Raw genomic sequence first — 22,207 nt, 5'->3', positions numbered from 1 at the left:
AATCAGAGTCGAAGGGCAAATTCAGCGGTGCGTTCAACCATGGACTTGCCCCTACGAAATCAAGATCCTTCCCGAATTTAACTTCAGTATTGAGCTGCAATCCATTTACTGTTCCAGATTGCGTCGCTTCAAGAGTTATTCTTTTTTCGACTAATTTTGAATTCTCTTCTTTGAAATCAACTTCATGATAGACTTTTTTGTTGGAGAATTTTTCACTCGTCCTACTCCCGTATTCCTCAAAATGAGGGAGTCGAAAGTTACCATCATAGAATTCATAATCGGCTTTGATTAGTGCTCCGGACGTTTTTGCAATGCGTGGTATGACTGTTGGATCTTCGTTAGTGGCTCTTCTATCGCATAATTCATCACTGGCACCTGTAATTCTGCAACAAGAGCAGTATCGAGCATTTCACATAGTATTACATCGACCTTTTCAGGTAAATCGACAGCACGGGCATCATCTCTTATATACTCAACATTATCCAGACCCTCATTCTCCATTATCCGACTCCCTTCTTCAAATACTTCTCTATCCATCTCAACGGCATACACTTTCTTTGCTTTATCTGATGCCAAATACGAGAGCACACCCACACCCGCTCCAAGATCAGCCACGACATCACCAGTCTCGATATGTTCGTCAATGGCCTCTTTGATGGTAGAGAGTCGTTGGTCGTCACTCAGTAAATTATACTGATACACTAATGGAATAACGGGACCTGATGGGAATTCTTCGGTCTCCCATCTAGATTTTACATAATAGAATTTTTGTCCAGCTTCAAATTCAACACCAAGATAGCCTTGAAGTCGGAGTTCACCCAAGTGACGTTTGGCTTGTGACTTAGTAAGATCTACTTCATTAGCCACTTCTTTTAGTGACATCATTCCCTCTGTATAGACTTTTAGAAGCACTTCTCCAAGTGGATCCTCGAGAAAGCCTGTTTCTTCTAATACCTTTATTGGGGTTGGTGCCCCTGTCTCTACAGACTCGTCTTCTTTTGAGAATAATTCTGCGAATATATCGCTATTTTGTTCAGACATTATTGTAGGATTTTCTGAGATTTATATTTTGGCGATTTTATCCGCTAAGTCTTGATACTGCTTTGATACTTTATTGTCAGGCTGTGTTAGTGTAATAACTTCCTCCCCGTTTTTTAGTATGTCTGATCTGCCTATAACGTGATAATCGTTGAAATCTCGGGTGTATAATTTTGATTTGGCCCATGTCTCGACTTCTGATTCGGATACTGAGTCAGGAACGTTACTGGCTACACTGACAAGGTCATCGGGCGTATTTTTCTCGGTTAGCCATTCAGCGGCTCTTTTGTTCCCATCTTATGTTGGGCTGTCCAACGGTGGAAGCTAAACAATTTATCTGATTCTGTGATTAGCGGAACTATGTGACTACTCAACCCGGATCTGGCATCAAGCAGCAAATAGTCTAGATCGTGATAAGAAATAAACATTCTCATTAGCTCAATTGTTTTTTGAACCATTGTTTTCGGATTGTCGTCTACTGGTTTTTTCACCTCACCAGATAGAAGTAACAGATCACCATCTGGCTGCCTGTATTCCCGAGTATTACCTATTTTTTCACCCACATCTATGGTATATTTGTCCATATTTAGATCATTCTTAGAATTATCATCGTGATCTCCAAGAATATAGTCATGGATTGTACGAGAACTATCGTGTGCCCGCCCAATTTCGGGAAAAACCATATGTAAGCCAGGGGCTGCTAAGTCCAAATCCATACATCCAACGTTGTTCCCCATGTCTGCTAACGCGTATGATGTATTGGCTAGTGATGTTGTCCGCCCAGTACCACCCTTGAACGAGTAGAACGACACCACTTTAGTTGGTATTGACATTAGCAATCCCACTCTTTTCTTTTAACTAAAACCTATCGGAACAAAATATATTAGCATCAGTTATAATATGAAATCTAGCATTAGTATAGTATGATATATTATTATAACCCTCTCAGAGTAATGGCGGGCGGCAGCTCGATAAATCTGATACGCTCAATGAACTACAGTCTGTCACTAACCGGGCCTTTTCGCGGCGTATTGGCAGGTTCTCTCGAAATCCCCGATTCTATTTACACAAATCTTACATTACGAATAGAATTCGCACCTCAACGTATCCGGTCAATTAGTTATTCACCACTTCCTCTTCATACCTCTCTTCAAACTCGATTACAGATTGTTTCATACTTTTTCCGCCCCATGGATCCTCAATAAGCTCATCAACCCTTTCCTCAATCATACTCTTCCTTTCGTCATCATCTGCAAACTTTTCATTGTCCCAGTCTTCTATCTCATCAACCATCTTACGCTGAGGAACAAAGAGCCATTTCACATCATCTTCATCCATTTTGATCTCTTCATATGTCTCTTGGTCAGTACAATAGTAGACCTTTGCAATATACCGAACAAAGTCTTCTATATTTATGCGTTTGAGATCATCATCCCAATCACCTCCAGCACTTCCAACCATTGAGTTTTGCGCAGTACTAAGCACATCGGTAATTGCTGTCCAATCTTCGTATGTTTCCCTCAGGGATTGCATTAAATATCCGAGCTCATCACCGAATTTCCGATTCCTTCTTCGGATTTCCTCAAGATCATTTTGATCTAACTCTGAGGAGTCTTCAATACCTTCGGAAAGATGGTCGACTTTCTTCTCTATGCTCTCAAGTTGATTGTCGATTTTATCGGGATAGTTGTCTCCCGACATTGACTCGTTCTCGCCTTCCAAATTAACGATTACAGTCTTTTTCTTGGGTCAGCTTGGACTGTTTGGGTGGTATTGTTTTGTTTGGTTGGTGCCGCCTGTTCTTTTGTTTTCTCCGTTTCTTTATCTTGATCCGCCTTTTCATAGATTACCGTCTCTTCTTCGTCAGGATCCCACAATACGTTTGTCAAGAATGTCTCAATACCGACATTAGTAGTATACAGTGCCGTAGGATTGTCATATGGATTATCACGTGCTTCTTCGGGTAGACCAAGATGTCTGAATCCTTTATCTATAAATCCTTTTTCGCCAGCCCAACACTTCAGTAGTATTTTCTTTGCAAATTCGTCTGCCCATTCTCGAAGTTCTTCTTCATCGGCGTCGAGAGCCTCTATATCGCCTGCACCGTAGTTCAAGAATTCATAAACCGTATCTAAATAGAGATATGGTCCAGAGCCGTCGAGATACTCTTCTTCCATTTGGTTACCTAATCGGCACTTATATCCTTCTTTTTCTGACCAAAGAGTGGAATCAGGATCATCTTGGATCCAGTTGATATGACCCCATATATAATCCATTCCCTCATTAACTCTATCTTTATTTATATTTACACCCTCGATCTCATCTGAAACCTTCGAATCTAGGTAGGACAACGCAATGATAGCATAACAACTAGCCATCGCATTTGGCTCTGCAGGCCTTTTTGGAAGAGCCCAACCGTTGCCACCTCTCCCTTTTTTCCACCATTGGTTTAACAGGAATTCCGTTGCTTTCTCAAGGGCATCTTCGATTTCATCTTTGCGCTGATCACGTATCTCCTCGATAGCCGGAATTGAACTACTGCCTAATCCACCATCGTAGTAATCGACAAGTGCAATTACTGCAGAATATGTGAAATAATTGTGGGTTTTTATATTCTTCTCATATTTATCATATTTTTCTGCACTACCTCCAATCCAAGCCCAGCCAGCCCCTTCGTCTGTGTCAATTTGATTCTCCAGAAGCCAATCCAGGTTACGTTCTAAGGCCTGTTTGATATTATTTTCATCCACCAGTTTTTCTTGTAGGACTTCTTCATTGGGGTCAATTGCCCCCATCAAAACGGTTGTAGAGAAACTAACAGCGTCAGTGAAATTGTTGGTGAGATCCCGCGATAGGTATGGTGCGGGACTATAGCCTGGATCTTCATTTTCTCCAGTTAGTATACCTGGTATCTGTCTTTTGTCTTCATCAACTGTCCCCATAATTTGTTTAACGTCCTCTGCATAGAGATCACCTTGTAATCGTTTCCACCCATACTCCTCCGCAAATTCATCTGTTAGAGTAATTGCTGTTAACCCCTCCGCATAGCTCAATATACCATTTGTTTCACCAAGTTCCTCTTCTTCGTCATCTTCGTTATCACCACTACCCTGTTGGGAAGCGAAGGGGTCACTCCAAGGTTTAATACCTTCGTCCTCTGCATTTCGAAGGGTTACTACCAATTATTGGCTCCTTTTACAGCTTCACTTGCCCAATGCTGCAAATTATCCCAATTTTTAATTACTTCTTCTATCTCTTGCTGTACATCAGAGTCGGTAGTTGCCATTATTCACGTTGACTAATGGGACGGTAAATAAGGTTTTTCAACCAACATCTATACTTATATAGAATAGCCAATAATATTCTGACGATGTCTCATGCTGCCCAGTCTTTTTGATTGGAGCGTGAATGCTACCATGAGTTAGTGAGGCAGTTTGAGAAGAACATAGAGATCTCTCATCCTGATGGCCTTACTGGGCGAAGTGGGTCGTATAGCTGCGGCTGCTTTTGGTGTGCACGTGAGATTACTTACTATGAGTATAACGGGCCAAGCTTGTAAACAGCCTCGGGCCAAGCACTGTGGCATTCGTTTTATACTTCTGTGAGTAGAACTGAGTTTTCTACAATAAAAATATTCGCTATTTTGACATACCCACTAGCTCTATCCACACTCTGCTGCCAGATCAGAGTTTCAGTCGATCAAGTCGAGCAGCCCACCACTGCCGATAGCGGATGCTGAATCGGTGGGTTTGGTGACTACCTGATCGTTAATATGTCGTGAGCAGGATCTTCTGGTCTCGGCAGTCGCTGTCGGCGGCGATCTGCCGCCGACGCGACAGAGTCGCCACTCAAGACCGTCGCTATGTTGGCGACAGTTATCGGAAGAATCTCTCGTCCAGTGCTTGATTCGCTGGCACAGATCTACGAACACCGAGAGCTGTCCATGCTGCTCGGAGTACCATCTCATAGAATTCGACGAACGAACACTCCCAGAGGTGGCGGCCGCCGCGTCGCGGCGTCGCCACGTACTTCCAATGGAGGTATCGCCAGCTGTTCTGGAGGACGAGGCTCACAACAAGCAGCAGTAATCTCAGGCCAGTGTCACGAGAACTAGTCAAAGCGAGGCTCTGCTTGGCTGATCGCTAGTTCGATTCGATACCAAACCGCTTGCTGTAGTGGTGTCTAGTATCGCGTGGAGTGTCGATGAAAGGCGCGTCAGCGGCGTAGCCGTGACACGCCACCCCGTGCTCGTCGTACCGTCATCGCTGGCAGCGTTTTCGTCCAGATGTTGTAGACCTCATCGTCAATCTCCCGTTCTTCGGTGTCGATGCTCTCTGCGAGCGCATCGACCCGCTTCTCCTCGTCAGCAAATGTGACCTGTCGATTGCTCCGAAGTGGGCCGATCCAGTCCTTTTGATGGGTATAGAACGCATAGACGATATCTTGTCCCCAGACAGGCTCGCCTTCGCTGTGATCATAGAACGATCCAGCGCCGGGAAGTTCCTTCCCGGTTCGCTGGAGTACTGAATCGTCGATGACAATGTAGCCGTCCTTCGACCACCGTGTCTCACCATGATTTTGCAGTTCCTCTAACCGTTCGTGATTGAGTTCGTCTTCATTCCAATTGTACTCGGTGATGAACTTGTTGAGTGCCCGGTCGCTTCCGGCCGGAAGGACTTTTCGCGCAATACCGGTGACGGTCTTGCTGCTGCCGCAGCAAGACCTGTTACGTACGTTTTGGCATGCTGAGTCTGATGATACGACAACGAGTCGAACCCGTCCAACGGGTCAGTACACAAGAGAAAGTCTGTGATCGGCAGCATCAGCTGTCAACGCCATCTATATTGCGGCCTTAATTAAACGTGCAGAGCCGAGTTCCAAGAGAGCTGCCACATCATGATCAACTACGAAATCCCATGGAATCCCAATCGGTTGGAACAACGGGTCGATCGGCTCCACCGATACGGGGAAAAAAGAAGTCAAAGGATGGAAATTCTCTTTTGAGGGATACGCGGGAAGACGAAATATTTGAATTATAACAAGAGAAAGTCGAGATTATTCGTGAGCAACACGGGAACACTGCTGACGTGTTGGGGATGTTGGATGATATCGATACCGAGGATTTGCTCATGGATTCTATCCAGACTGAGGAACCAGCGAGTGTAAATAAAGAAGAACTCGAGGCACTGATCGAGGATCGACAACAGACGCTTGAGGAATGGTACGACCGCAAGTCTATTGCATATAACCACCTTCGATGAAGAGAGTCAGAAACGAATCCAAGAGGTAACCGATGATTCTGAGGCCGTCTATGGCTCACAAGCCGATATAAAGCAATGCGTTCGTGAGCACTCGATGCGTTGGGCGGCGATCTTGAGAAGCGTACTCCCTAAGAGTATCTCATCCACATTCCTGATGGCCTTCCGCCGGGCATAGACACCTACGCCCCAGTCACCATCAGCCGAGAATATGCCATGGAGAACGAATCGAATCTTCATCGCCCCCGAAGGCGAGTCCTTGGAAGCACTAATGACCTATGTGTTGGATGATGATCGCGGGAGCTTGGGTCTCAAGCAGTTGCCATTCGTAGATCGCCCTGGGATCACCTTTACTTATGGACTTCGCTTCGAGGATGGCACTGGAAAAGTGATCCATGAAGCATTTGAGACTACGTTTGTCGATCTCGCTCATCATGACCCCAACACACAGTTGGGCGATCGGATTGGCGAGGGCAATTCGATTGCCGGTCGGCCTGATGGGCCGGTTGTTTCTAAATTGCTGTCGAACCGCAAGACGCTGCGACGGGCGACCTCGCCAGCCGAGCCGTGTGTCGTGGTGTTTCTTGGTCGTACAGTGAACGTCCAGAATGGCTTGGCTTTCTGTGTCGACAAGAGCGGTCGTCTGAGTGTCTGGACGCGATAATTCGTCCGACGGCAGGAGTGTTTGCTTGCATTTTTCACGGTCGAAAAACGTCGCGTCGATAGCAGCGTGTCCGCCCGGGACGTGTAGCTGCGCCGAGAGACGCAGCAGCTCTCGATAGAGTGCTGTCTTGATCCTGTCAAACTCCACTAGCGTCGAGTGATGCGGGAGATCGGGTGATTCGAAGCCGATCTTCCCGAGAATATGTGGCATCTCACTCAGCAGATCAAACACCTCTCGGTAGGACTCCTCCAAGTAAACTCGAAAACAGTGGAGCGATACGACGGCATAATCGACGACAGAATTTTTAGCTAATTGAACCGCTTTGCTCGTGAAGCGGGATATTTTCTACATAGAGCATCGACGATTTCTCGCTTCATCCCACTAGTTCTGACGGCCCATACCGACGCTGTCTAGCGATTCACCATAGCCAAGTGAACGAAATTGAAGATTTCTGTGGTAGGTATGGGGCCCCAAGTGACTCTTGAAGTTGTTGGATTTGGGTATTTATTTACACGCAACCGCTCGATCATGAAGGAGTAGCCATAGTTCTAAGCGAGGATTCCATCGAGCCCAGACAAAATAAGTGGACTTATTAGGGACAATTGTTAGGTAACTCAAAATATCACATACATTGTAAAATGATTAGGCTATAATCGCAATAAATCGACGGTAGTTCGAAAATGTTCTCAAGAAATATATTGATGGAAATATATGCTTAAATTATGGATCCAACAAAAACATATCATCCGTTGGTGCTTGCGGTGGATGCATCAGGATCTATGAGTTGGCCGGTAGAGGGAAACAAGACTCGAATGGAATTGCTTGAGGAAGGATTAGAAAATTTCAAAGATGAGATACAATCTGAATACTCTCCCTTTTCAGATTGGGTTGAATTTGAGATTGGCGTTATTTCGTTCGGAAAAAATGTAGCTGTTGACCAAGATCTGGGTCAATAGAAAATTGGAAAGCAGAAACACCAACCCCAGACGGTACTACCCCTATGGGAAAGGCAATCCGTGAATCTATAGAGTTAGTTGAGGATCGGAAAGAGTATTATCAGAATGAAGGACTACACTACAGATCGCCTACGATTATTTTAATTACAGATGGTGAACCGACTGATATGAGTCCTGATGATGAAAAATGGAATGAAATTCAAGATCTCATCGGTGTAGGAACAAATGATGCCCATTTTGACTTGCTGATCACCGGAATTGGAGGTGAACCGAATATGAAAACGTTAGAGGATTTATTAAGTGAAACAAACCAATCAAACGCACAAATAATACAATTAGATGATAGTAATATATATGAAATTGGTTCCTATGTAGCAGAATTTATGCCTGGTCATGACTTGAGTTAAACCCTCTTATCGTATTATTGACTGAAAAAGTAGTAGTTTGTTGTCGGTGTGGATGTCTAACGGAAGCAACGCTTAATATGGTCTTTGCTTGGCTACTAGTACATGTCAGAGCCATCTGTATTCGGTTAAGCTCAGAAATCGCTGCATAGCTCTGCATTCACCACCCCGAGCAGTGTAGTCCGAGATGGAGCTGGTTGCTGTGCTTCACGATACAAGAACTCGGGAAGATTTGGCCGCAGATACCCGTAAGCAGCTGCGATTTCGAGAAGGATTAGCTGGGCGACCGACGGAAAGGTCGTCGCCAGCGTTCTGGTGGAAACGTCGTGCCATCCCCAGAAGCACTGGCATGATCAACGAACACCCGCAGGAGGGCTCTGCTGACCACTAGCGTCAGCAGAGCCGCTAACATCTGTATACGGACGATGTGCTCTTTCTCTGTTTGGAACGAACCCAATTCATATCGTGACTTTAGCTCCCGAAACAACAGCTCAATGCTCCACCGAGCACGATACAACGCGCTCACTTCCTTCACTGTGAACTCGGTACTGGGCAGATTCGTGATGTAGAGGCGATAGCCGTCGTCGGCTTCCTCATCGCGGACGCCGACGACTCGAAACGACTTGGGCGTCACTGATTGGTGGCCATCGTACGGCCGGCGCTTGACCGAGACTTCGACTGTGACATCGATTACTTTCCGATGCAGGCTGTCGATTACGTCGAATACTCGCTCCCCGACCAATGGAATGGCGCGACCGAGCCATTCCTCCAGTTCCTCGATAATCTGTGGGTTGGCACTCCGTTTGAGGCGGCTCACGAAGAAGCCGTCATTTTCGTCAATTAGGTCGAACCGCCGATACTTGAAATAGCCCAAATCGAGCAGGAACAGCCGTCCACGCATCCATGCACCGGTTTTGAATAGCGTGCTCTCATGGGTGCGCTCGTCGGTGATCTCCGCCGAGATCACCGACTGGTCAGTCACATGATGGAGGAGATAAAGTTGGAGTCCAGAAACGCCCTCGTGGGTTGCTGGAAACGCTGAGAGGAAGCGATGTAACCGGACAATAGTAGCGTCAACAGCGATGACATCACGGAACCGGTCGAAGGCTGGTGAGAGATGATGCGGGACGGCGACCTCCTCGACAGCGTGTTCGAGGAGGTCGCCAAGAAGATCGGCCACATCCTCGGTAAATCGGTCGTAGAAGCTTGATGGACAGAGTCCGTGCCCAGTAGCGAGGTTGTAAGATCGGCGGTAGGCAGCGATGGAGCGTGCTTCGCCGCCGGCGGCGAAGCCCGCGATTAGCGTCCACACGAATATGGTAACATCGAGTGTTCGATGCCGTTCGACGACTTCGCCTTCGCGGGCGAAGTCGTCGATGAGTTCCGCAGGAAAGAGAGAAGTCAATCGGCGTCGAATGAGGGTTGGGGAGAATTCTGGTTTCACACTTCTCCCCACGCAGTCTACAGTGATAACGTGATCAGAGTGCAGTCACTCGATTTCGGCTCTTAACCGAATACGGATGATTGATGTAGGTACACCAGACAGGGCCGGACATCGAGGTTGGCCTCAGCGGATCATTGCTTGTCTTTAGCAGATGACTCAGAAGGCGGATAGGAGGTGTAAGGGTGGTTAATTAATGCTTCCAGAAAAGCGGTTCAAATGTCGGACGAGAGAGAGTAGGAAATACCAGGATTGCTGCGGGTGCGGACACGAATTTTGGGGATATCTCCTGTGTCCAGGACTGCATATGTCCCCGTCAGAGGGACGTCTGGTAGTTCCTTACTGAATGCGTTGATGGAGACGTGCGGTAGATCCCAGAATTTGTCGTACCCAGTTTGGTGGATATGTCCACTCACAGTCGCTCTGACGGCACTACCGTCAATACATTCGAGTACCTCTTTCCGGTCCCATAGATACGCTCTTTCAGGGTATTCAGAGAACCACTCGTTGGCCCGCAGATTGAAGTTGCCGACAGGATGGTGGCTGAGAAGCACGGCATCGGACAGCGAGGGAATGGTATTCTTGAGCCACTCTAATTGATCGGACCGACTTTCCCCGTCGCTCCACGAACCTGCTGGTAAGCCGAATCCAGATAGACGAATGACGTGTCTTCTATTTCTTGCACACCGTGGAATTTGTCCTGTCCGAGCAACTGATTGAGATCGGATTTCGAGAGATGCTCAACATCGTGATTCCCGAGCAAGTACGTAACCTGTGGCGACCAGTTCTTAAATATCGAATGTGTCCGCTTGATATTCTCTCGGTCTGCATCAATAGACCCACAATCCTCGATGAGATCGCCGAGTACGAATGCGTGGGAGATATTGTGCTCTGTGTTGAGTTCCTCAAGGACAGCCTCCAGCTTCTACGGAAATCTCTCCGATATGACCATCTCGCATATGGATGTCCGATAGAATGGCGATAGACATTATTGCTCGTTACAGAACTCTCCCGGAAGTAAGTTCCGCGTTAGATGACGAGTGCAAACCCAACTTTTGTAATGAATAGCTACAAGAATGAAGATATGCCACCTACCTGTCGGTACGAGTTCCAGCCGACAGAGTGGGCTGAAGCCCACGATGAGCCATCACCATTACAAGAGGAATGGTCCTGTCCTCGGGATGCAGTGGAGGATGCTGAGTTCTGTCCATTTCATCTATCACCGGACGAACGCGCCAATGCCGGTATCAACTCCGAAGAATTGAGTCAACAGTTACGGTCGGAACTGGTATCGAAGGATAGCCCCTCTTTGCGGTTAGTTGGCGCAACACTGCCCGGATTTGACATTTCGACGTTGGTAATCGACAGACCAACTAACAACCCTATTGACTTGCGTCACGCCACAATCGAGGGAAATTTACAAGCCGTCGAGGCAGCCATACATCAGCCACTCCTGTTGGAACAAGCGACCATCAACGGTCAGGTTGATGTCTCCGGTGCGGAGTTCGGGTATGCGGTACACTGTGATGGTATCGACATACGGGGTAGCTGCACGTTTGAGGACGTCACATTTGCTGACACTGTAAGTTTCAGGGAGGGGACGGTGCGGAGAGAGATTACTTTCAAGGGTTCTGAATTCCAGCGGAAAGCAGATTTCTATGGTTTCGAAGCAGTTGCTAACTCTGTGTTTCGGAATACCGTCTGGGAAATGGACTGTCTCTTTCAGTCGGCACGGTTTGATGGGCGTGCAGATTTCTTTTCAGCAACCTTCCACCAGCTTGCCGACTTCCGTGGAGTTACTTTCGAAGGGGTCTCACGATTCTCGAAATCCGAGTTCGAGCGTGAGGCACTCTTTCTCGACGCCGACTTCGACCGGGCCGCGCTGTTCAAAAAATTCGGTTCGTCTCCCATGCATACTTCCAGCAGACTAATTTTACCACCGAGGCCTCTTTCTCAGAAACGACCTTTGGCGGCAAGACGAAATTCCAATTCGCTGTCTTTGACGGAGAAGTGTCGATCTCGTATGTAACTTTCAAAGATAACGCCTATTTCCAGCACGTTACCTTCAAGAATTACGCATCGTTTTTCGAGTCCGCATTTGAGGACATTGCTGATTTCCGGTGGGCTATTTTTAACGATGTCGGGCGGTTCATGGATGCTGAATTCGGCGAGGTAGCATACTTCGGCCGGTCCGAATTTTTTGGTGTAGGTGATTTTCGGGATGCTGTGTTCCACAAAACGGCGAGTTTTCGCGAAGTCGTATTTCATGAGACGCCGCTGTTTCAGCGGGCTCGAATCGAGGTTGTCCAATTTGTCGATATGCAGACGGACGGGCAAGAACTGACCATGGACTTTCAGGCTAGTGTGCTCCGGCAAGGCCGGATTGAACAGTCAACTGACGTTGAGATGTACTACAACTTTCGCGAAACGACAATTGGGGACATCGACATAGAAATGCAAACCGAGGAGCGTCTTTTCGAGCATATTCTAGTTTCGAACACAACTTTCGACGGGTTCGACTTTTCACGGTACCACTATGCACTCTCACCTGAGTGGGCATTGCATACCTTCGCAGGAGAGACAAACTTTGATCATGAGACAGAGGCTTCGCGGTTTCAGTCGGGCCAGCGGGAAGCCACCGAGGATCCGATTAAAACAGGCGATGATGGAGACGGCTCCAATGAGAAGGACAGGGGGTTTGTCGGATTTACAAGAGTCCGCAAAGCGATGGCCGAATACCTTGACCCGCGAAAACGATATCAAGCGGTATTACAACTCATCCAGAACGCGCCGTGGCTGGAAACAACGTATCTGAAGGCAAAAAACGGGGCTGACGAGGTTGGGGATAGTCGTGCTGCGTCGGCCTTTTTTATCCGAGAGATGTATTATCGACGATACACGCACTTCAAACGAGCTGCTGCACCGTCGGAACCACCCCTCAACCGGGTCGGTCAAGTGTTCTTGCCGTGTTAAATTGGTTGCTATCGGTGAGTTGTGGATACGGTGAAAAACCGTACCGCACCCTTTCCTTCTCACTCGGTATAGTTGGCCTGTACTCAATCGTTTATTCAACTCTGCTTGAATCGCCACCGTTTGGGACGCCGGTTGGATATATCGTCTTTAGCTTCCAGTCATTCGCAGCACTCGTCCTCGGCGTGAATACGGAATCGTTGGGGTTCGCAGGGAGTCTTGTCACTGCCAGTCAAGGGTTCGTGGGGGCCTTTCTCATTGGCCTGTTTGTGTTCACACTCACGCGGAGTATCCACCGATAGCCAGAAACTAAGTTCTCAACACCGCTGCTGATAAGCGATATTGACTATGGGCCAACATTTTTTATTTTCTATATAGCACTTAGACTATGTCGAATCGTTCGTCTGCACCAACCTTTACAAGAACCTGTCCACTTTTCAAGAGTCGCGACCGGGACGTACTTCAGCATCTATTCCATTATGCTGTGAAGGACTTTCCGTATGATCATCCAGACCGGAAAATCGCACGTGATCTCTATCACAAAATCCGTGAGGGAGAGGCCTTTCGGATGAGAGTAGGTGATAGTCTAGATGATGCTATTCTCATTGTTGACCCTCAGCTTGCAGATGTTACCACCGACCGGATCGTGGATCGATTCGTCACAGAGATGAAATCCCGTGACGGCGAGTGGCAACAGATCGCTGACGAACTCGAACACTGGTGGTCGGAAAACAAATCAATCCACGACGAGTACGTTATTGCATTTGAATACAAACACTAATCTTGCTGTGTGGCAATAGGGAGTTTAGCACCGTCTCGATCTGTTTCAGGTTCTGGTTCTGGAGGAGCCATAGTCTCAGCTTGCTCCTGTTGTGAGTCTGTATATTCTCAGAAAGCATTCGTCTTTAGCTAATTCGCTATCTCCTGCTGTGTAGCGGTAGCGAGTCTTTCTTGGAGGATCGGTCGTTCCTGGTATATTTTCTGGCCATCTTCAGCCATCCGGTCGATCAACGGCGGCGGTGAATACCCGAGATGTTGGCTCAGTTCATGGAGGATGAGCTGGGCGTGCGACCGGAAGGTCGCCGCCCAGCGTTCTGACGGAAACACCGCCTCTTCTGCGGCGTGCTCACTCACCAGATCAAGCAGCTCTCTGCTCACTAACAGCGTCAACAACGCCGCATACACGAGAATCTCTACGACGTGCTTCTTCGTCGTGTCGAACTCATCAAGCGCGTACCGTGTCTTCAGCTCACGAAATAACAGCTCTACTTCCCAGCGACATCGGTAGAGCGTCGCTATATCCCGTGGGAGAATCTCCTCTCGCGGAAGATTTGTGATGTAGAAATGGTAGTCGTCGGCGTCCTCATCGAGGATGCCGACGACGCGGAACCGCTTCGTGTCTAACGATTGCGTCTCCTCGTACACTCGTCGTTTGAATTCGGCCTCAACCTCTACATCAATGATCTCTCGATGCAGGTCTTCGGTTAGTCTTGAATCTGCTTGCCTTCCAGCGGAATGGCGCGGCCGCGCCATTCCCGGAATTCCTCGGTTATCACGGGGTTCGCATTGTCTTTCAGCCGACTCACGAAGTACCCGCCGTTCTCATCGATCAGTGCAAATCGGCGGTATTTGAAATACGCCTGATTAAACAGCACCAACCGATCTTTGAGCCACGGGCCGGTATCGAACCCATTGCTGTCATGGGATTTCTCGTCGGTGATGCTGAACTGCTCGATTGTCTGGTCAGTGACGTTGTGGAGCAGGTGGAGCCGCGCTCCACCCTGCTCCCCTTTCCGAGGTTGAAACTCATCAGCAAGGAACTCGTGTAGCCGAAGAATGGTGCCATCAGCGGCGATGATGTCCCTGAATCGGTCGAACTCATCGGTGATCGTATGGGGGACAGCGACCTCGTCGAGCCGCTGTTCGACGAGGTCACAGAGGAACTCCGCGAGTCGTGGAGTTAACCGATGGTAGAAACCACCAGCGGTGAGTGTCTCGTCGGCCGTACTGTTGTAGCTGCGTCGAAAGCCTGCGAGTGTTCGGCTCTCGCCGGTGGCGAAGCCGAACACAAATGTCCAGACGAGGGCGGGAATCTGAAGCTTCCCCTCTCGCTCGACCACGCCGTGTTCCTCGGCGTGGTCTTGGAGCATCGTCGATGGAAAGAGGGTAGTGAGTCGATTCACAATGCGGGATGAGGAGGCGTCCTGGTGCACACTTGCCGCCTCCTCGCTACTGTCTCAAAGATATCTCGATAAGCTACTGCTGTCGGGCGATTTCACCTTTAGCTAAAGACGGATGATTCTCAGAAAGTTGTCTGGACTGTAACCTGTAACGCTTGGGGTAAGACGACGCTAATAATGATCTGAGATCACATTGTGAATGTGGCTGGATATACTCTTGTCGATTGAACCTCCGTCAATCGTCGTTCCAGATTCTCTATTTCTTCGTTTTCTGGCAGCTCAGATGAATTGATATCATATGGATTCTTGAACTTGTCTCGAATCTCGTCTTCAATTTCTCGGATGCGTGATTCCTTTTTCGTGCTCATAAGATTATGGACAGTCCACATCGAATACGCTATAGAAAGGATGCCTACCAACCACGCAAGCGAAAAAATGCTGCCTCTGTGATGCCAGGTTCCACGGCTTGTTCCCCCATGTTGACAATATACGTTCCATAGGTCAAAAGAGCGTGTCATAGAAACGGTCTCATAGGGTGAGTTTCTCGCGGCCGGGATCATCTCCCCGCTCGTGGTTGGTAATCGCCACGACAACACGTAGACAGAGAGTGAGGAAGACCTCTGTTCGTGCATGGACGCGGCCTCGGGCGCGGACGTGCCCGAGGCCGCAGTCCTTGGTCGCATCGTTGGTTCGTTCGACTCCTGTCCGGTGATTATACTGCTTGTCTAAGACGGATTGCTTGAGCTGTACGTCCTCACTGTGTTCGTTGATACGAGCTTCGACCCTGTACTCGATGTCTTTCGGGTCGTCAGTGTTTCGTGGGTTGTACGGAGCAACCGGCACGACCCCTGCAGCAAGCAGGTGGTCGTGCCAGTCAAGCACATCGTAGGCACTGTCCCCGAGCATCCACATCGGCTTCTTAACGGCGAGGGCGTCACGAGTGACGCGCATCGCCGTCTCTTTCGATGCCTGTTTCGACTGGGTGAACTCCGCAGCAATTGGAATCTTTGGGCCGGTAGAGACGATTGTGCAGCCGAAGCCGTAGTAGTACTCTTCGGCTGTTGGATCGTAGTTCCAGGAGGCAGCGTCGTTGTACTGGATCGCGGTGATGTGTGTCGAATCGATGGAGTACGTAACGTCAAGCAGGCCGCGAATCGCGGCCTGCTCGACGAGTTGGTCGAATACGTCATCGATGATGTGTTCGAGGTCGGTGAGAAATCGATCAATTGTATCTCTGGATGGTGGTTTATCGAGTCCGCAGTAGTACCAGACAAGACCGTCTTTGAGTTCTCGTGTGACTGGACGTGTGCCGTAGACGTCTTCGTAATAGCAGTGCAAGAAGGCACAGAAGAGATCTGGTGGCTGATGCACTCGTGTTCGCCCCCTCGAAGCGGGGGCGAACACATCGTAGTCTCGTAGAAACTCGAATGAGAGATGCTCAAATAGCGGCACTGTTTCCGTAGCCGCGACATTCAAGAACTCGTCTACTGAAGCCACGTCTTGCAGGGTTGCGGTGGTGGTGGACACACCTTCCGCACCCTGCTACCTCGTATGTGACGCTTTCTATGACACGCTCAGTGTGTATTATATTCAGAGAAACCTTGCCCCAACGAGACGCGTCTCGTCCGCCGATTGGACCTCTGCGATGGCGCTTCCAAGCTCTGCTTCCGACAAATGCCGCACTAATTCTTCGCGCTGACTGGTGATGATCAAGATATAGATGCGTCCAGAAGCGTCAATTGTTTTGGCTATCAATTCACTCTAAGGACTCTGCAGAAAACGTCTCTGTGGCAATCGAATCGAGTTGATAGCTCTCATCGAATAACTCTGAGCGATACGACGGTAGTGCGAGTGTCTGAATGTAATCTGGGCCGTCGTTGGGTGTTCGTGGGAACCCCGGAACGATGCCGGGATACCCATTGCGACGGGCTCCCACAAACGTCGGATGACGGGCGGCCGTTAGACCACCAATGAGTTGCTCACGCAGGGCATCTCTATCTGCTGCCTCTGGGTGGTTGTGTGGCTTAACGTACAGTGGTCGTTCGTACTTTTGACTCACATCAGGGCGATACAACAAATAGCGATAGTTGAATGCTGTACCGCTTGTCTGTTCAATCAACTCGACAGGGCCTTCTCTGAGCTGGGTTTGACTGTCAGATTGCGCACTGCCGATTCCACTTATTCCTATGGCACCTGTAGAGAGTCCGATAGAGGCCCCTGTGGCTCGTAGCACCCGCCGTCGAGTGGTGCTACCTTCTTGGCGTTGTGCTTTTGTGGTGGGGTTGCTAATAAGGATGCAACATACCACTATTTAAAAAGTGTCTCGGAAAATGAATTTCTGTATCTTGGGTGTGAGGACGATTCGGTTTACAGATTCGGATAGGTTAACATCGGCATATACTTTTCTTTATAATTTTGACAAATATTAAATAAATGGCATTTCATTAACTCACTTGATGCTCGGGACTGATGAAAAAAACCTGTCTCTTTGTGGGTCCAGATAGAGCAGGAAAAACCTGGTTCATCGGTGGCACAGAATACTCTCTTGAGGCTGCAGCGATTGATTCTGAGGAGAACCAAACGACAAATCCAAAACTGAATCAGCCACTCAAACAGCTTTCAAATATATTTAAAATAGAGGACTTCGATCAGCAGTTACCTACAGTACATAATCCGGACGAGTTTGATTTTCTCCAGTTTAATTTGAACCAACAGGGATTGATTAGACAACAACAAACGACTGTCAATACAGTTGATTATGCTGGCGAACATATCACCAATATTATAACAGAACCAGAACGTGCATATGACAGGTTCAGACGTGAATGGGATTTTGAAACTGTTCCCTCATTTGAGAAACTTATGGAACGTGACTCCTCAGGAGATATTGACGCACACCAAATTCCAGTGCTACTTTCTGTTTTAGCCCATGAGGCAGACTTACTCGCCCTGGTTCTTCCAATGGATGATTTTGCCGAGGGGTTATCAAAGGAAGAATTACCTGCACATCTCGATCAAGATCAGCTTGAAACTCGCTGAACAGATAGAATTGTTCCTCGAATTGATAAGTATAATGAAGGGTATTTACAACTATATGCCGATTTGTGTGAAAATAATGACTTTATATTCTTGGCTACAATGAGTGATGTATTCCTGCAGACCTACAGAGAAACAGAATCTGAGCCGGAATCACCACTTAGATCATGGGAGTCATTTCGTGAACACGTCTGGGAACATATACAGAACATGTCCGATCCTTTCGAACCTGGACGGCACATTGACATGGATAGTCACAAGCATCTGTATCCTGTCTACTTCGAACCGGATCCAGACGATCCGCTAACTTCTCATGGTGAATTTAAACCAAAACTAGATTGGAATGACGATCACTATCCTTTGCGCGGTCTGCAGTACGTCCTCGAACGGATAAGATAATAATCGGTCTTTGGATTAGTTTTATAATATTCAGACGTAGTGATAAATATATGAATACTGATGATATGTTAGAAGGCCAGTCTGTCCACTTCCCGACCGAGACGGTACAACTCAGCGAGAGGATCGGAAGTGGAGCAGCCGGCACAGTACACCATGTAGAGGGAGACGAATCAACCGTTGTAAAGATATTTTCGAAGGACAAGCGTGATGAGAAGGCCGATAAGATTCAAGCGATGGTGGAGAATCCTCCACAGGATCCGACATTTGAACAGACAGGCGAACGTTCAATTCTCTGGCCGGAAGCAGTCGGTGAGGATCCTGAAACTGGAGAGTTCCTTGGCTACCGGATGCCATTCAGAGACCTTAAGAAAATAAACAACGCCCATTCATACGCACGGACTGAGCTAAATTGGGATACCAGTACACCTCAGGAGCGATACGGAGTTGCCCATAATTTAGCAGTTACAGTCGCCGCCATCCGTGAACAGGGTCATGCAATTGGGGATTTCAACCACGGTAACATCTTCGTTGATGAGGATGGCTTCGTCACACTCATCGACTGTGACGGGTTCTATATCACTACCGGCAATACGTCATATCCTCACGATATATTCTCTAGTCGGTACACTCCACTTGCAGGATTAGATAGCGTCGGAGAAATTGATATTGAAACGAATGACTGTTTCGGTCTTAGTGTTCATATTTTCCAGTTGTTGATGGAAGGATTTCACCCCTTCCAAGCACAAGGTTTTGATGCTGTGGCTGGATCGTTTGAAGACATGATTCAAAACAACCAGTTTCCCTATGGGAGTGATACTGGCAAAATCCGACCGCCCGAGCAAGCCCCCAACTATGAACAGATTCCAGAGCCCATTAGACAATTGTTTAGCAATTGTTTCAGCACTCCGGCGATGCCATATCTATACTGTCCTAAACCAAACGACTGGATTGAGACCCTTGAGAGACAATTATCCGATCGCCCTTGTGAAGTAGATTGTCGGTGGGATTGGTTCGATACAAGCTGAGTAGAAAATATCCACCGTACACCCGTTTCCCCGAGCGTTCTGAGAGTGTCGATCACTGAGACAACAGACACCAAAATCGCAAGATATCTCTCTACCAACAATCTGCTACCCAAGAGCGTATCTGATGAAGAAGTCGGTTATCAGTGACATCTGAACTATATTCAAACCATATCCGTCGGTTGTCCGTTAGAAGAATAATTATTTATATTCTACACTTCTAACCTAAGTAAAAACCAAATTGCTGCACTGATAATGGGTTACAGTGATTCAAATCAAAAATGGAGGAATTAATCAATGAAGATCAATTATATATAGGTGTAGAATTGGCCGTAGTGACATATGGAAGAGGTGTAACTGTTAAACAGAGGGTGTCAACCTTAGCGTGAAAGAAGCGGCTGAGCTATAGCAGATTGGTGAACGAACAATGCTCGACCGCATGGCTGAGAAAGCTCGCGACAACGTGCTTTGGTCAGGTACATCATCCGGCGCAAATCCTATCGCAGCGGCTGTTTCGGGGTTAGAGCCGAGCGTCCGATGCACGGCAGCATCGGACGCACCTGTGAGTTCGTCCAATAACACGGCTTTCAGCATTGCTCCAAACGGTTTACAATCTACCCATCCTGGATAGTGGTCTTCAGTAGCGTAGCTCTCGCAGTCGAGGTGGCTGACCACCTCGACAGCGGCAGTCGATTCATCAATAATCTCTGCGGCCTGCCCAGCTGGGGAACGCGACCTCCAGCGACCGAGCCAGCATTCGCAATCTCCGCATCAATTGGTCGATGAGACCGGTCAGTACCACTAGCTGTTGTGTGATCTAACTCATTTTTGACCACAGCGAGTGAGTGCTTCCCCGCTCAGTCAATCACTCGAAAACAGTACCGCCCAATCCGTGCATATCTCTCGTCATTCGTAACTACACTTGGTGTGGCTGGTGTGTCAACCAAGGGTACCTCGAAGTCCACTTTGCCCAGCGGGCGAGTGCAATGGCACCACTTCCTGAGATGACGGCCGAAATCCGGGCGACCAGCAGGCTTGGACCTGCGAACAACGTCACGCAATCACTCGATACGTAGACAAGAGAGCCCACAAGTCCATCGAGACATACACGGCTCTGTCTAAAGAGACCCAAAGCACCCGATATACTACATTAAAAACCCGCTCGTGATCGGGCGCGTGTGTACATTCTCGCCTACGCTCATCTGTAGAAGTCAGTACTTAGGATTTTCTCGAACCAGCGATCTGTGTTGAGTGTGACGCTGAAGAAGTTCAGATAGCCCTGTAAGTGGTGTTTTGAGACGCCTCGGACTCTTCGCAACCAGTTGCGAAGGAAGCTGTGGCGGTTCTCACAGCTGTTTGTGTGAGCGTCACCAACGACGTAGTGTTCGTCGTGATTGATGGCGAGATGGCCATCAATCTTGTCGTACTCGTCGATTCCGTCGTAGATGCTGTACTGATCAGTGCAGACGATCGTCGGATCGTCTTCATCGCCATATTCGACGATGTCTTCGTCTACATTTTCGAGATCCTCACGAACGAGAAACTGAACTCGTCCGTCGCTCCGACGGACGAGTGTCACGACCGGCGGTTTGTCTGACTCGAAGGTTCCGCGTCCTTTTTTGAGCCGACGGTCACGCGGCTCATCTTGGTCAAGACCCTTCTCACCAGCCACGACGTAGACCTCGTCAGCTTCGCAGATACCAGCGAGGTCAAACTCTGGATCGTCGTTAAGAGCGTCTTGGACTTCATGGACGAAGTTCAAGACCGTCTTGTATGTACGGTCAGGTTCCTGAGTTATCTCTGCTGTCTTGTCCTCTTCCATCCCCCGGATGATATAGAACATCTCCGAGAGTGAAAGCTTGTGCTCGGAAAATATGGTCTCGGTAAGATCGTTGAAAATGCTGTAACAGGTGTGACAGCGGTAGCGTTGAGCACCCTTTCTTGTCGTCCCCTTCTTGATTGTGTCCGCACTTTCGCAGGTCGGACACGTCACCTCTTCTGGCCATCGCTGCTTACGGAGATATTCCAGAAAATCGTCCTTGTCAAGCAGAAAGACCTCGTCCACGCTCTCTCTGCTGACAATCTTAGGGCCAGTTACGAACTCCACTCACAAGGAAGTATGCACTGCTACAGATGAGCGTCTCGCCTATACGGCAGTGAGAGTTGGCGAAGTGCTTCGAGATCGGATTGACCCACGCCGGCGTGGCGTTCGGTGGGAAGAGCTCTCATTAGAGGAGGGAAGTATGGATGTCTATCCGAAAAAACAGCAATGGGATGCTGCGAGTCTGCCTGATCCAGTCATCACCCCGCTTCGCAGTTATCGGAAGCTGCTGGATCCACCGAGTGAGCGGTGGCCGGTGTTTCCAACATTCGATCAGCGGACGCTTGGAGAGCTCATATAGGAAGATTGTCTGATAGAGGTGGAACTCCAGAAACAATCGCGAATCGACGTGAGGAGTGCACTCCGGAGCTCCTGTTGGCCCTTGATTCAGATATTCGACCGCCATCGATCACGACAGATGGGGCACGTTCGATTCTCCAGCGACTCTCAGAATCTGGAGAGATCGATATCGACCATCCAAAACATGAGTATCTTGCCCCTCACGGCGGCCGACGAGGGATGGGAAAAGTTCTCGTTCGGGCATTTGGCTGTACCTTAGCAGCCCGCTATCTCGATAACTCGGAGGAGATGGTTCGAGAGCGGTACTCACATATCGAGGCTGGCGAGTTAGGCGACGTGGCCACAGAGGCCCCTCGAAGAAATTGATGACTCCACGTAGCCTAGAATTTCCCAGAAGATGAGATAAGCATCGTACATCATTCTTGCAGCTTTCCGACT

Annotated in this window: 16 protein-coding genes and 7 pseudogenes; 11 read left to right on the top strand and 12 right to left on the bottom strand. The window is 48.4% G+C overall.

What is annotated here, in order from left to right; translation table 11 throughout:
• Window positions 1-288 precede the first annotated feature (288 nt).
• The 6 genes and pseudogenes from ACFQJB_RS13775 to ACFQJB_RS13750 form a co-directional block, all read right to left on the bottom strand.
• On the bottom strand, window positions 289-1,041 hold the full coding sequence (locus ACFQJB_RS13775) for a methyltransferase domain-containing protein (protein WP_379728297.1): 753 nt from the start codon (window positions 1,039-1,041) through the stop codon (window positions 289-291).
• Between the two features lie 263 nt (window positions 1,042-1,304).
• Window positions 1,305-1,871: an AAA family ATPase gene (locus tag ACFQJB_RS13770; protein WP_379728295.1), complete on the bottom strand. Its 567-nt coding sequence runs from the start codon at window positions 1,869-1,871 to the stop codon at window positions 1,305-1,307.
• A gap of 283 nt (window positions 1,872-2,154) precedes the next feature.
• A complete protein-coding gene (locus ACFQJB_RS13765; protein WP_379728293.1) occupies window positions 2,155-2,739 on the bottom strand; it encodes a hypothetical protein in 585 nt (194 codons plus the stop codon).
• A 29-nt stretch (window positions 2,740-2,768) separates the two neighbouring features.
• Entirely contained in the window at window positions 2,769-4,220 is a 1,452-nt protein-coding gene (locus ACFQJB_RS13760) for a hypothetical protein (protein WP_379728291.1), read from the bottom strand.
• Window positions 4,221-4,913: 693 nt separating this feature from the next.
• Window positions 4,914-5,297: pseudogene (locus ACFQJB_RS13755) on the bottom strand (ISH3 family transposase); the annotation flags it as partial.
• Window positions 5,298-5,304: 7 nt separating this feature from the next.
• Window positions 5,305-5,861, bottom strand: a pseudogene (locus tag ACFQJB_RS13750) (transposase); the annotation flags it as partial.
• 73 nt (window positions 5,862-5,934) lie between these two features.
• Between ACFQJB_RS13750 and ACFQJB_RS13745 the strand changes: the two are divergent.
• Both ACFQJB_RS13745 and ACFQJB_RS13740 read left to right on the top strand, forming a co-directional pair.
• Window positions 5,935-6,042 carry a helicase-related protein gene (locus tag ACFQJB_RS13745; RefSeq protein ID WP_379728289.1) on the top strand — a complete coding sequence of 36 codons (108 nt, stop codon included), beginning with the start codon at window positions 5,935-5,937 and terminating at the stop codon, window positions 6,040-6,042.
• A 125-nt stretch (window positions 6,043-6,167) separates the two neighbouring features.
• Window positions 6,168-6,299, top strand: coding sequence for a hypothetical protein (locus ACFQJB_RS13740; RefSeq protein WP_379728287.1), 132 nt, complete (start codon window positions 6,168-6,170; stop codon window positions 6,297-6,299).
• A 550-nt stretch (window positions 6,300-6,849) separates the two neighbouring features.
• On the opposite strand, the pseudogene ACFQJB_RS13735 reads toward ACFQJB_RS13740, so the two are convergent.
• Window positions 6,850-7,302 (bottom strand): annotated as a pseudogene (locus ACFQJB_RS13735) (IS5/IS1182 family transposase); the annotation flags it as partial.
• Window positions 7,303-7,682: 380 nt separating this feature from the next.
• Between ACFQJB_RS13735 and ACFQJB_RS13730 the strand changes: the two are divergent.
• Both ACFQJB_RS13730 and ACFQJB_RS13725 read left to right on the top strand, forming a co-directional pair.
• On the top strand, window positions 7,683-7,916 hold the full coding sequence (locus tag ACFQJB_RS13730; protein WP_379728285.1) for a hypothetical protein: 234 nt from the start codon (window positions 7,683-7,685) through the stop codon (window positions 7,914-7,916).
• A gap of 44 nt (window positions 7,917-7,960) precedes the next feature.
• Entirely contained in the window at window positions 7,961-8,323 is a 363-nt protein-coding gene (locus ACFQJB_RS13725; RefSeq protein ID WP_379728283.1) for a vWA domain-containing protein, read from the top strand.
• A gap of 131 nt (window positions 8,324-8,454) precedes the next feature.
• Here ACFQJB_RS13725 and ACFQJB_RS13720 read toward each other — a convergent pair.
• Window positions 8,455-9,764, bottom strand: a pseudogene (locus ACFQJB_RS13720) (IS4 family transposase).
• Window positions 9,765-10,821: 1,057 nt separating this feature from the next.
• Between ACFQJB_RS13720 and ACFQJB_RS13715 the strand changes: the two are divergent.
• The 3 genes from ACFQJB_RS13715 to ACFQJB_RS13705 all read left to right on the top strand — a co-directional run bounded on the left by ACFQJB_RS13715 (window position 10,822) and on the right by ACFQJB_RS13705 (window position 13,512).
• Window positions 10,822-11,790: a pentapeptide repeat-containing protein gene (locus ACFQJB_RS13715; RefSeq protein WP_379728281.1), complete on the top strand. Its 969-nt coding sequence runs from the start codon at window positions 10,822-10,824 to the stop codon at window positions 11,788-11,790.
• Window positions 11,772-12,734 (top strand): pentapeptide repeat-containing protein, encoded by a 963-nt coding sequence (locus ACFQJB_RS13710; protein WP_379728279.1) that lies wholly within the window; start codon window positions 11,772-11,774, stop codon window positions 12,732-12,734. Before ACFQJB_RS13715 ends, ACFQJB_RS13710 begins: the two co-directional genes overlap by 19 nt.
• A 481-nt stretch (window positions 12,735-13,215) precedes the next feature.
• Window positions 13,216-13,512: a hypothetical protein gene (locus ACFQJB_RS13705; RefSeq protein ID WP_379728277.1), complete on the top strand. Its 297-nt coding sequence runs from the start codon at window positions 13,216-13,218 to the stop codon at window positions 13,510-13,512.
• A 128-nt stretch (window positions 13,513-13,640) separates the two neighbouring features.
• Here ACFQJB_RS13705 and ACFQJB_RS13700 read toward each other — a convergent pair.
• Both ACFQJB_RS13700 and ACFQJB_RS13695 read right to left on the bottom strand, forming a co-directional pair.
• Window positions 13,641-14,914 (bottom strand): annotated as a pseudogene (locus tag ACFQJB_RS13700) (IS4 family transposase).
• A 525-nt stretch (window positions 14,915-15,439) separates the two neighbouring features.
• Window positions 15,440-16,438, bottom strand: coding sequence for a transposase (locus ACFQJB_RS13695; protein ID WP_379728275.1), 999 nt, complete (start codon window positions 16,436-16,438; stop codon window positions 15,440-15,442).
• Between the two features lie 942 nt (window positions 16,439-17,380).
• Between ACFQJB_RS13695 and ACFQJB_RS13690 the strand changes: the two genes are divergently transcribed.
• Window positions 17,381-17,950 carry a hypothetical protein gene (locus tag ACFQJB_RS13690; protein ID WP_379728273.1) on the top strand — a complete coding sequence of 190 codons (570 nt, stop codon included), beginning with the start codon at window positions 17,381-17,383 and terminating at the stop codon, window positions 17,948-17,950.
• Window positions 17,951-18,396: 446 nt separating this feature from the next.
• Entirely contained in the window at window positions 18,397-19,371 is a 975-nt protein-coding gene (locus ACFQJB_RS13685) for a hypothetical protein (protein ID WP_379728271.1), read from the top strand.
• 357 nt (window positions 19,372-19,728) lie between these two features.
• Here ACFQJB_RS13685 and ACFQJB_RS13680 read toward each other — a convergent pair whose 3' ends face one another.
• Entirely contained in the window at window positions 19,729-19,962 is a 234-nt protein-coding gene (locus ACFQJB_RS13680; protein WP_379728472.1) for a transposase, read from the bottom strand.
• A gap of 329 nt (window positions 19,963-20,291) precedes the next feature.
• On the opposite strand from ACFQJB_RS13680, the pseudogene ACFQJB_RS13675 reads away from it, so the two are divergent.
• A pseudogene (locus tag ACFQJB_RS13675) lies at window positions 20,292-20,564 on the top strand (site-specific integrase); the annotation flags it as partial.
• A 2-nt stretch (window positions 20,565-20,566) separates the two neighbouring features.
• Here the strand turns inward: ACFQJB_RS13675 and ACFQJB_RS13670 are convergent.
• Window positions 20,567-21,451: an IS1595 family transposase gene (locus ACFQJB_RS13670; protein ID WP_379728470.1), complete on the bottom strand. Its 885-nt coding sequence runs from the start codon at window positions 21,449-21,451 to the stop codon at window positions 20,567-20,569.
• A 58-nt stretch (window positions 21,452-21,509) separates the two neighbouring features.
• Here ACFQJB_RS13670 and ACFQJB_RS13665 point away from each other — a divergent pair.
• Window positions 21,510-22,148, top strand: a pseudogene (locus ACFQJB_RS13665) (site-specific integrase); the annotation flags it as partial.
• Between the last annotated feature and the right edge of the window lie 59 nt (window positions 22,149-22,207).

Origin of the sequence: Halonotius sp. GCM10025705 (assembly GCF_042662885.1) — an archaeon.
Lineage (GTDB): Archaea > Halobacteriota > Halobacteria > Halobacteriales > Haloferacaceae > Halonotius > Halonotius aquaticus.
Note: the sequence above shows the minus strand (reverse complement) of the source record. Positions and strands in the feature narration are given on the sequence as shown.